Origin of the sequence: Terrisporobacter othiniensis (assembly GCF_000808015.1) — a bacterium.
GTDB lineage: Bacteria > Bacillota > Clostridia > Peptostreptococcales > Peptostreptococcaceae > Terrisporobacter > Terrisporobacter muris.
The window spans coordinates 1-10,729 of sequence record NZ_JWHR01000082.1 but is presented as its reverse complement, the minus strand read 5'-3'; the positions used below and the strand labels follow the sequence as shown (position 1 = coordinate 10,729).

The 10,729-nt window shown below is 28.4% G+C and carries 9 protein-coding genes; 7 read left to right on the top strand and 2 right to left on the bottom strand.

Annotated features, from left to right (window positions below; translation table 11 throughout):
* Window positions 1-385 precede the first annotated feature (385 nt).
* The 3 genes from QX51_RS09210 to QX51_RS20660 are packed head-to-tail and all read left to right on the top strand — an operon-like array spanning window position 386 to window position 3,011.
* Window positions 386-874 carry a dihydrofolate reductase gene (locus tag QX51_RS09210; protein ID WP_039679621.1) on the top strand — a complete coding sequence of 163 codons (489 nt, stop codon included), beginning with the start codon at window positions 386-388 and terminating at the stop codon, window positions 872-874.
* 15 nt (window positions 875-889) lie between these two features.
* Window positions 890-2,842, top strand: a complete 1,953-nt coding sequence (locus tag QX51_RS09205) for a molybdopterin-dependent oxidoreductase (RefSeq protein WP_039679620.1) — start codon at window positions 890-892, stop codon at window positions 2,840-2,842.
* 4 nt (window positions 2,843-2,846) lie between these two features.
* Window positions 2,847-3,011, top strand: a complete 165-nt coding sequence (locus QX51_RS20660; RefSeq protein ID WP_161791917.1) for a hypothetical protein — start codon at window positions 2,847-2,849, stop codon at window positions 3,009-3,011.
* A 247-nt stretch (window positions 3,012-3,258) separates the two neighbouring features.
* On the opposite strand, the gene QX51_RS09200 is transcribed toward QX51_RS20660, so the two are convergent.
* Window positions 3,259-3,642: a desulfoferrodoxin family protein gene (locus QX51_RS09200; RefSeq protein ID WP_039679619.1), complete on the bottom strand. Its 384-nt coding sequence runs from the start codon at window positions 3,640-3,642 to the stop codon at window positions 3,259-3,261.
* 172 nt (window positions 3,643-3,814) lie between these two features.
* On the opposite strand from QX51_RS09200, the gene QX51_RS09195 reads away from it, so the two are divergent.
* From QX51_RS09195 to QX51_RS09180, 4 genes are all read left to right on the top strand, one after another.
* Window positions 3,815-5,551 carry an ABC transporter ATP-binding protein gene (locus tag QX51_RS09195; RefSeq protein WP_039679618.1) on the top strand — a complete coding sequence of 579 codons (1,737 nt, stop codon included), beginning with the start codon at window positions 3,815-3,817 and terminating at the stop codon, window positions 5,549-5,551.
* The gene (locus QX51_RS09190; RefSeq protein WP_039679617.1) at window positions 5,544-7,226 is read left to right on the top strand and encodes an ABC transporter ATP-binding protein; all 1,683 of its coding nucleotides are present in this window, start codon (window positions 5,544-5,546) and stop codon (window positions 7,224-7,226) included. The genes QX51_RS09195 and QX51_RS09190 overlap by 8 nt, the downstream gene beginning before the upstream one ends.
* A 141-nt stretch (window positions 7,227-7,367) precedes the next feature.
* Window positions 7,368-8,555, top strand: a complete 1,188-nt coding sequence (locus tag QX51_RS09185) for a YybI family spore inner coat protein (protein ID WP_039679616.1) — start codon at window positions 7,368-7,370, stop codon at window positions 8,553-8,555.
* A 109-nt stretch (window positions 8,556-8,664) separates the two neighbouring features.
* The gene (locus QX51_RS09180) at window positions 8,665-8,937 is read left to right on the top strand and encodes a metal-sensing transcriptional repressor (RefSeq protein ID WP_039679615.1); all 273 of its coding nucleotides are present in this window, start codon (window positions 8,665-8,667) and stop codon (window positions 8,935-8,937) included.
* Between the two features lie 67 nt (window positions 8,938-9,004).
* On the opposite strand, the gene QX51_RS09175 is transcribed toward QX51_RS09180, so the two are convergent.
* Window positions 9,005-10,669 carry a glutamine--tRNA ligase/YqeY domain fusion protein gene (locus QX51_RS09175; protein ID WP_039679614.1) on the bottom strand — a complete coding sequence of 555 codons (1,665 nt, stop codon included), beginning with the start codon at window positions 10,667-10,669 and terminating at the stop codon, window positions 9,005-9,007.
* Window positions 10,670-10,729 lie beyond the last annotated feature (60 nt).

Genomic DNA, 10,729 nt, shown 5'->3' with positions numbered 1-10,729 from the left:
ATATTTATTGTAATAAAAATGTAGTAACAAATTTAATTATAGAAAATGAGAATAAAATATATAAACATAGTGGAAATATTATAAAAGATATTTTTATTGTGAAATCATCAAAAATGACTTGAATATGCTAAATTTGAAGGAATAACAGGACCAGATATATTAACTGTATATGACTCTGACCTTGGTACTTGTAAAGAAATTTCAGGATATCCTTATGACTCAACATTAGGAATAACTGTTGATTTAAGTCAAGAATTTGAAATAAAATCATGTATAGAAGATATATACTGAGAATTTTTATATTGTATGACAAATAAATAATTATTCACCACATTTTTTATTATTTTGATATACTGTATTTAAAACAACAAAAGGAGTGTCGTAAATGATATCATTAATAGTTGCAGCTACTGAAAATAACGCAATAGGAAAAGATAACAAAATGTTATTTCATATAAAAGAAGATTTACTTTTTTTCAAAAATACAACCATAAATAAAACCATAGTCATGGGGAGAAAAACATTTGAATCTTTGCCTGGAGTGCTACCCTTTAGAAAACATATTGTTCTAAGTAGAGATAAGGGATACAATGTGGAAAATCAGCAAGTGGAGATTAATCATTCTTTGGAGGAAGTATTAGAAGAAATTAAATTTTCAAAGGAAGAAATCTTTATTATTGGCGGAGAAGAAATATATAGACAAATTTTAGAAAAGAATTTGGCTGATAAAATATATATAACGAGAATTTATAAAACTGTAGAAGATGCAGACACATTTTTCCCTAAAATAGATGAAGAAAAGTTTCAAATTGTAGATAAAAAAGTACTAAATAAAGAGGCAATTGTATATGTATATGAAAATATTTCGAAATAAAATGAGGGGGATTAGATGAAAGTTCTAAGTGGGGGTTGTACATTAGATTGTTTTGATGCGTGTAAATTTAATGTATATACTGAAGATAATAATATTGCAAAAATAGAAGGAGATAAGTTACATCCCTATACTAAGGGGGTTATTTGTAAAAAAGGATTAAGTCATTTAAAAAGACATAATCATTTAAATAGACGCTATAAACCACTGTTGAAAATTAATAATAGGTGGGCAGAGATAAGTTTTGAAGAAGCGTTAGATATTATGGCTGGGAAGTTAAGCTATTATAAAGAAAACTATGGGTCAAAATCATTAATGTATTATGAACAATATGGTAGCGGAAGTTTACTAAAAAGTATTGGGGAGATATTTTTCAACTTCTTTGGAGGAAGTTGTAAACAAAAGGGTGGTCCTTGTTGGAGTGCAGGTATAGAGGCTCAAAAAATAAATTTTGGCGATGTAAAAAGTCATTCACTATCAGATATGCTAAATAGTAAAACTATTATAGTATGGGGGAAAAATCCAGCTAACACAACTATACATACTATGAATATAATTAAAAAAGCTAAGACAGCTGGTGCTTATGTTATTGTTATTGATCCTATATACACTGCTACAGCAAAGCAAAGTGATTTTTATATTCAAATAAAACCAGGTGGAGATAATGCCTTGGCTTTAGCTATGGGCAAAAGGATAATTGAACTAAATCTACATAATGAAGATTTTATAAATAAATATGTGAAAAATTTCGATGAATATCAAGCTTATTTAAATAAATTGAATTTAAGAAAGTTGTGTAATATGGCAGGCATTTCGATGAAAAATTTAGATTTACTTGTGAAAAAATACACAGAACCTTATTCAACTATTTTGCAAGGCTATGGTATGCAAAAATATGCTCATGGAGGAAGTACAATTGGTAATATAAACACTTTAGGCGCTATAACTGGTCAAATCGGTTATAGTGGAGGAGGAGTAAATTATGCCAATAGGCTTTATCCAGATGTGTTAAATATAGATCCTTATGAAAGTTTTAAACATGCAAATGATGAATTCTTTTATGTTAGTAAAATAAGTGATTTTATAGAAGAAAATAATGTGAAAATGGCAGTAATAACAAAAAGTAATATGTTAAATCAATTGCCACAGCTAAAAAAGTTGCGAAAAGCCATGGATAAAATTGAATTTAAAGTGTGTTTTGATTTATTTTTAACTGATACAGCAGAGGCTTGTGATTTATTTATTCCTGTGACAAGTGTTTTTGAAAGTGAAGATTTACTATATAGTTCTATGACTAATCCTTACTTAACTTATATTGAGAAAGCAGTAGAACCAGAAAATCAACTTATGGATGAGTACTATTTCTTTAGGGAATTAGCTAGAAAATTAAATCTTGCTAACTATCCTTATGTGGATAAAAAGGAATATTTGGAAAAAGTCATAGAACCACTTAGATATATAAATAAAGAGATAAGTTTAGATTACCTTGCTAAAAACTACTTTACTATTCATGAAAATATACCTTGGGAGAATAAGCAGTTTAAAACAGAGTCAGGAAAATTTGAAATATTTATTGATAAAAATGCCTTGAATATAAGTGAAACTAATAAAGAATATAACTTTAGATTATTAACAAATCATGGAAAAGAATCTTTGTTTAGTCAGCATTATATGGACGATAAAAATAAAGCAAAAGCTTATATTAATAGAGAGATGGCAGATAAATACAATCTTTTTGAAGATGATTTAATAAATATGGAATCAGAGGAAGGAAAAATAGAAGTTTCTTTGGAAATTGACGATAGTATTTGTGATGATGTGGTTATGATGTATGCTGGTTGGTGGAAGAAACACGGTAATCCTAATTGGATAATAAAATCAGGTATATCAGATATAGGTGGTCAAGTGACTTATAACGAAACTTTTGTGAAATTATATAAACAGACATCAAAAGGTGAGCAAAAGGAATAGAAATATGGATAGATTTGAAAAAATAATGAATGATAAAACAATAATAGATGTATACAATAAAATATCTGAATTTGAATATTTAGATAAAGGATTGTCACATCACAATTTAGATCACGTTAAAAATGTTGCCAAATTAGTTGAATCTTTATTGTATAAAAATAATGTGTAAATTAATGCTCTAAAAAGATAAAAATATTTTTATAGAAAATAATATGGATAAATAAGATTATTAAAATGTCCAAGGTTGTATAAAAATAAAACAGCCTTGGACATTTTTGAGAAACGTAGTTGACTGAAATTTCATAACGCCCACACAGTGGCTTAAAGTTGTAACGAGGATATATCGTTGACGATATGCTTCTCAATTTTGGCAATACGAAGTGTTTCGCCGACACGTTGCTCAGGTGAAGCGAATTTTATGCTTTACTCATCCACAATCCATGAAGATTGCAATAAGCATATACTTCTTGTAGTTTTTCATCATTACATAATGCAAACTCCACAACAGGATCAGTATTTGACTGTAAGTACTTACGTTGTATACCTTGATTTGTAACTATATGAACCCACGTGATACTATGTGCTTCTTCCATAGGATGAGCCACACTTCCCACATCTACTTTCACAGTATTTCCTTCTACACTTACCTGAGGAACATGTTTTTCTTGTGCTGCATTTGTGGAGTTAGCCACTAGTTCATGCATAGGTTTATCACCACATTTTATTTCTTCTCCTGTGTTGGATAACACTTCTACTATATTTTTATCATCGTCACATACTAAAAATTTACTTTTAAACATAAGAACACCTCCATTTTACGTTATATCATTATTATGAGTTTTAAATTTCAAATTATTCTCTAAAGGGTATAAGAAAACATATGGCTTTTTATTATTAAAGATTGAATCTGAGATTTTGAATAATATTATGCTAAAATCATATTATGAACATAAAATTTACAGGGGGATAAATATGAAGAAAAGTGCAATTGAATCCATAAAAAATCCTGATAAAATAAAAAATTATTGGATAAAGGAAAAGAAAACAGTAATACTACTAACCATATTTGGGATTTTGTACAATGTGGGAATGGTAGCTAGACCTATTTATCAAGGAAAATTAATAGATGCTTTAATTGGAAAAGTAAGTTTCTACAACTTAATAAAATTAGCACTAACTTTTATATTTGTGATTTTTATGGTGCAATTTTTCAGATATATTAAAAGGTACTATGTTAGACAATTTGCCAATAGAACTACGGCTACCATGAGGTTTATGCTTTATAACAATATTTTACATAAAGAAGAAAAAGAGCTAAGTGAAGAGAATATGGGAAGTCTTATGACAAAGGCGATCTCAGATGTGGACGTATGTGTGGAAGGTATGAGAAAGTCTACCACAGAAGTTTTTGACACAGGAGTTCTTTTTATATCATATTTAATAACACTTTTACGCTATGATGTGAAGATAACCTTGTATGCTTGTGTATTCATACCTGTGGCTATTTTTATTGCAGAAAAACTAAAAAAAATTATCTTTAAATTTACAAAAGCTTATAGAAGTCAAGTGTCTAGGGTATCAGATATAACTTATGATAGGATAGACAATGCAATTTTATACAGACTTTATGGTAGAGAAGCTGATAATAGAATAATTTATGACAAGGAACTTTCTGACTTTGAGAAGAAAGCAGTTGTGGCAAATGTATGGGAAAATGCCATGCAGCCAATTTACAATGTTATTGCCATGGGTGGAATTGTCTTTGTCATAATAATGCTTGGTGAAAAGGTCTATACAGGAACATTTACCATAGGTGAGTTTTCTGCTTATATTTCAATATTTGCTATTATGGCAGTGAAGGCTAGTAGGATTGCTAGGCTTTTTAATACAATTCAAAAATCAGCGGTATCTTGGAATAGAATAAAACCCTACTTAAATGAATACAGCCAAATTGATAAAAGTTTAGGTGAAATAGATAAAAAAACAATAATAGAAGCTAAAAATTTATATTTTAAATATAATCATGACTATATAATAAAAAATCTTAATTTTTCTGGAAAAGAAAATCATATCATAGGTATAACAGGACCCATAGGCTGTGGCAAATCAACTTTAGGAAAAATCTTTTTAGGAAATTATAACTATGAAGGAAGTTTAAAAATAGATAATAAAGAACTTAGAGATTATAGTGAATATGAAAGAAGTAAAATCATATCTTACTTAGGTCACAATCCTAATTTAATTTCAGACACTATCTACAACAACATAACTCTAGGAGATGAAGGGGATATATCTCATGTTCTTAATATGGTTTGTTTTAATGAAGATTTAAAATTCATGGAAAAAGGAATTCATACTTTAGTTGGAAATGGGGGAGTAAGACTAAGCGGTGGTCAACAGGCCAGAATTGCTCTAGCAAGGACACTATATCACAAAAACAAAATACTAATTCTAGATGATCCTTTCTCTGCTGTGGATATGAATACGGAAAAAATTATAATAGAAAATCTAAGAAAATACTATACAGACTCCTTGATTTTGCTAATATCTCATAGACTTTCAATTTTTAAGTATTTAAATCAAATCATATTAATAAATGAAGATAAGAGCTTGGAGTATGGAAGTCATTATGAATTACTAACTAACTCAAAATTATACAATCAGCTTTACTCTTTACAACAAAGAAAAGAAGGTGATAAAGATGAATAATAAAAATAAGTTTATAAAAATTAATAGCAAAGTAGTTAAATTAATAATAAATGTTTTCAAAAACCATAAATCACTTACATGTTTACTTCTTTTCGTAATAATTGGATCAATAAGCTTTAGTTTGGCAACACCTCAAGTTCTAAAATATATAATAGATGATTATTTAATTGTAAAAGGAAAGAGCTTATTATTGCCTGCCCTACTTTACTTTAGTACAATAGTATTTCTTGGTATTTTTAATTTTGGAAAAGAAGGAATCATCACTGTATTTGGTCAGAAAATCATTAGAAAAATAAAAGAAGAAATGATGATTAAGCTTACAAGAATACCCATAGGATATCTAGCTACAAATGAAAGTGGTTCCATAGTATCTCGTTTTTCCAACGATGTGGAAGCTGTAGGGTCTTTGTTTACAAATGGTATAGTAAGTATGATTGTAGATACATTTAAAATTGTGGGAATAGTAATTTCCATATGGTTATTTAGTTATAAACTTGGTATTTTAGTTTTATTTATCATACCTGTAGTATATTTTTTAACTAGAGCTTTTCAGAGAAAAATGTTAAAAGCACAAAGACTTTATCGTGTTTTAACAGCCAAGGTGAACAATCATATACCAGAAAGTATAAATAATATCCAAATGATTAAATCTTTTGCAAAAGAAGAATATATGGAAGAAAGATATGTGAATTATCTTGATGAAAGTTATGAAGCTATGAATAAAATAAACTTCTACGACTCAATTTTTTCACCCATAATATTAATACTAAGAGCTGTAGTTGTAGCACTAGTAGTAATTTTGTCTAGTGATCAACTATATTTTCTAGGTCTTTCCATAGGTTCTGTAGCTGCAGCAATAGAATTAATTAACAATATTTTTTCACCTATAGAAAATTTAGGAATGGAACTTCAAAATATTCAACAATCCATAGCAGGGATTTATAGAATAGACGAATTTCTAAATGAAGAAGAAGAAACTGAGAAAGACCATAATTTAACTTATGAGAAAATTGTAAATGATAACTTAAATATAGAACTTAAGAATGTGGATTTTTCTTATATAAAAGGAGAACACATATTAGAAAATATATCACTTAATATAAAACATAAAGAAAGTGTAACTTTTGCAGGAAGAACAGGAGCTGGAAAGACAACACTTTTTAAATTAATTCTTGGACTTTTGGAGCCAAGTAGTGGAAGTGTTACTTTAAGTAATGTGAAAGTCAGTGAAATACCTAATCATGAAAAACGTAAAATATTTGGATATGTGGAGCAGTCATTTTCCTTTATAAAAGGAAGTGTGGCAGAGCAAATTAGTTTAAAAGATGAAAATATAAGCAAAGAAGATATAGAAAATGCCATGAAATTTGTAGGACTTCATGATTATATAATAACTCTTGAAAAAGGTTACGACACCTTTGCATCTCCTCATCTTTTTTCACAAGGACAGATGCAACTACTGTCTATCGCAAGGGCAATAGTAACATCTCCACCAATTATGTTACTAGATGAGATTACAGCAAATTTAGATTCGGAAACAGAAGAAAAGATAATATCTGTGCTTAAAAGTGCTTCCAGTGAAAGAACACTACTTTCCATATCACATAGATTATCATCTATTTTAACTTGTGATAGAATAATAAAATTGGAAAACAAAAGTATAGCAATGGAATAATAAATTTAAAGTATATTAAAAATCCTTATCCATTAAAATCTAAATATTATAATTTTTTAACATGAGATAGTATTAGTAATAAGGACAATCCATGATAAATAAATAATATATTAGGGTTAAATAATTGGGGGAGGATTTTTTATGATATCTAGCAATAAAAAATTAATAATTGATGCAGCATATGGCAGCATAACTAATAAATATACAGAAGATAAAGTTATATTAGTTGGGGAATTTCCTGATGAAAAAAGTAATTATGCAAATAGCTTGCAACTTGTTATAAATAGAGAAAATGATTTACCTCTTACCATAGATGTTCCATACAGTGGATATAATATGCAACTATTTGTAGGTGATTTTACTGGTGACAGATTGGAAAATATAATGATTAGAGGAGAATATAAAAACCCTTGTAATAATATTATAAATGAAAATAAAAATCTAAATAGCACAAGTGAAAATAAGAATATAATTAACTATGAAATAGGCGTAATTTACAAATACGAAAATGAAAACTTAATTGAAATTTTTAACCTTGAAACATATAGAAAAAATAATTCATGCTCTGCTAAATTTAAAAATAATTATAGAACTTCAGTTACTTGTGGTAAGAAAAAATATTTAATTGATTTATCTACAAGATCCAAAGAGTATTTGGGAATGATGTACGATGAAAATAAAAAATTAAGATTAAACTTAAGTCCAATAATAGATAATCCAAGTGGAATTTATCCCATAAAACAAGCTTTTAATGATTACTATGAATTACTTATTTACCAAAGAATTGTAGGGATTAACAGGATGGATATCCTCGGAACAATAGAAACATTACTTGATTTAAGAGATAATAAGTTAAATATTATATACGAAGGATTACTTTCTTATCCTCATGAAGAAGTTTATAAATTAAGAAATAAAAGGGAAAATAAATCCAAGGACAGAATAAAAATACTTGAAGGCAGTAAATTTATAAAAGCTTATTCCTCAAAAAGCAAAACTAAAAACAATACTGAAATTAAAAATGATGATTTGAACTTAATGATAAAATCAATGGATGAAGAAGCTAACATCTTATATGTGGATGCATACTTACTTAATTTGAAAAGTTATGAGTTAAAATCTTTAAGTAATTTAAAAGTAATATTAAAAGATGACAAAAATAGAATAGTAGGCAATAAAGTTTTTAATAAAGTTGATATAGGTAAAGGTTTAAAGCCAAAGGAAAAAGTGAGAGTATTGCTATCTTTCTTCTCCAATGAGTACAATATATTTGATAATTTAGATATAAATGATTTAACCTGTGAAATTAATTATGATGCAAGAAGTTGATAAATTTTCACAAAAATCATCTAGAAATATTTAACATGTGGTAATATAATGACTATAATACAAATTGATAAAATCATATATGAATGAAAAACAATTAGGAGGATAACTTATGAAGCAATGTATGGACTCAGATAATATACACAGAAGAATGAAGAAAATAATAGGTCAGTTAAATGCTATAGATAGAATGGTAGACGAAGATGTGCCTTGTGAAGATATAATTATGCAAATTAATGCAGCCAAATCTGCACTTCATAAAGTCGGTCAAATAGTATTAGAAGGTCATTTGCATCACTGTGTAAAAGAGGGGATAGAACATGGGGATGCTGATAAAACCATAGAAGATTTTGCAAAAGCTATTGAATACTTCTCAAGAATGTAAAAATAATTTAGATATTTACAATAATATAAAAAAACTGACAACCGTTAGGTGTCAGTTTTTTTATTAATTATTTTCCAGGTTTGAAAGAACTCTTAAGAGGAACTATTCTATTAAATACAAGTTTTTCGTCAGTAGTATACTTAGTATCTACTGAGAAGAATCCATTTCTAACAAATTGGAATTTATCTAGAGGTTTAGCATCTTTTATTGCTGCAGGCTCTACGAATCCTTCTAATATTGTAAGTGAATTTGGATTTATTTGATCTAAGAAGTGCTTACCTTCATTTTCTGGAGCATCATCTAATATTAATGGCTCAAATAATCTAAATTGTGCAGGAACAGCAGTTTTAGCATCTACCCAATGAACTGTACCTTTAACCTTACGTCCAGTAAATCCTGAACCTGATTTAGTTTCTGGATCATAAGTACCATGGATTTCTACTACATTACCATTTTCATCTTTTATAACATCAGTACATTTAACAAAGTATGCACCTTTTAATCTAACTTCATTTCCTGGGAAGAATCTTCTGTATTTTGGTATTGGTTCTTCCATAAAGTCGTCTCTTTCTATGTAAAGTTCTCTACTAAATGGAACTTCTCTTGTACCAGCTTCTTCGTTTTTAGCTATATTTTCAAGTTCTATCATTTCACTTTGATTTTCAGGATAGTTTGTTATAACTAACTTAAGAGGATTAAGTACACCCATAGCAAGTTGTGCTTTTGGTTGTAAATCTTCTCTTAAGAAATGATCAAATAATTGGCTGTCAACTTTAGAGTCAGCTTTTGATACACCTATCTCAGCGCAGAAGTTACGTATACATTCTGGAGTATATCCTCTTCTTCTAACACCTGATATAGTAGGAAGACGAGGGTCATCCCATCCATCAGCTATTCCTTCATCAACTAGTAATTTTAATTTTCTTTTACTCATTACAGTGTTTGTTAAGTTAAGTCTAGCAAACTCTATTTGTCTTGGAACATTTTCCATTTCACATTCTCTAACAACCCAATCGTATAAAGGTCTTTGATCTTCAAACTCTAAAGTACAGATAGAATGAGTTATTCCTTCTATAGCATCTTCTAGTGGATGAGCAAATGAGTACATTGGATATATGCACCATTTATCTCCAGTGTTGTGATGAGAGGCATGAGAAATTCTGTATATAACAGGGTCTCTAAAGTTTATATTAGGAGAAGACATATCTATCTTAGCTCTTAAAACTTTTTCTCCATTTGCAAATTCACCATTTTTCATTCTTTCAAATAAGTCTAAGTTTTCTTCTATAGATCTATTTCTATATGGACTTTCAACTCCTGGTTCTGTTAAAGTACCACGATTTTCTCTTATTTCATCTGCAGATAAATCATCTACATATGCTTTACCTTTTTTTATTAAAATAACAGCTCTGTTATACATTTCATCAAAGTAATCAGATGCAAAATATAAATTATTCCAGTTAAATCCTAACCACTGAACATCTTCTTTAATTGAATTAACATATTCATCATCTTCTTTTAGTGGATTTGTATCATCAAATCTCATATTAACTGTTCCGCTGAACTCCTTTGCTAAGCCAAAGTTTAAACAAATACTCTTAGCATGTCCTATATGTAAGTATCCATTTGGTTCTGGTGGAAAACGGGTAATTATGTGATCATGTTTTCCAGTTTTTAAATCGTCAACTATAATATTCTTTATAAAATTATTTGAAATTGTTTCGTTTGACATATTTTATACCTCTCTATTCATTTTATTAACTATTAATATATAATAAGTTGTATCATAATC

Coding starts and splice junctions, on each gene's coding strand:
- QX51_RS09210 (WP_039679621.1), top strand. CDS start 386: ATGATATCATTAATAGTTGCAGCTACTGAAAATAACGCAATAGGAAAA.
- QX51_RS09205 (WP_039679620.1), top strand. CDS start 890: ATGAAAGTTCTAAGTGGGGGTTGTACATTAGATTGTTTTGATGCGTGT.
- QX51_RS20660 (WP_161791917.1), top strand. CDS start 2,847: ATGGATAGATTTGAAAAAATAATGAATGATAAAACAATAATAGATGTA.
- QX51_RS09200 (WP_039679619.1), bottom strand. CDS start 3,642: ATGTTTAAAAGTAAATTTTTAGTATGTGACGATGATAAAAATATAGTA.
- QX51_RS09195 (WP_039679618.1), top strand. CDS start 3,815: ATGAAGAAAAGTGCAATTGAATCCATAAAAAATCCTGATAAAATAAAA.
- QX51_RS09190 (WP_039679617.1), top strand. CDS start 5,544: ATGAATAATAAAAATAAGTTTATAAAAATTAATAGCAAAGTAGTTAAA.
- QX51_RS09185 (WP_039679616.1), top strand. CDS start 7,368: ATGATATCTAGCAATAAAAAATTAATAATTGATGCAGCATATGGCAGC.
- QX51_RS09180 (WP_039679615.1), top strand. CDS start 8,665: ATGAAGCAATGTATGGACTCAGATAATATACACAGAAGAATGAAGAAA.
- QX51_RS09175 (WP_039679614.1), bottom strand. CDS start 10,669: ATGTCAAACGAAACAATTTCAAATAATTTTATAAAGAATATTATAGTT.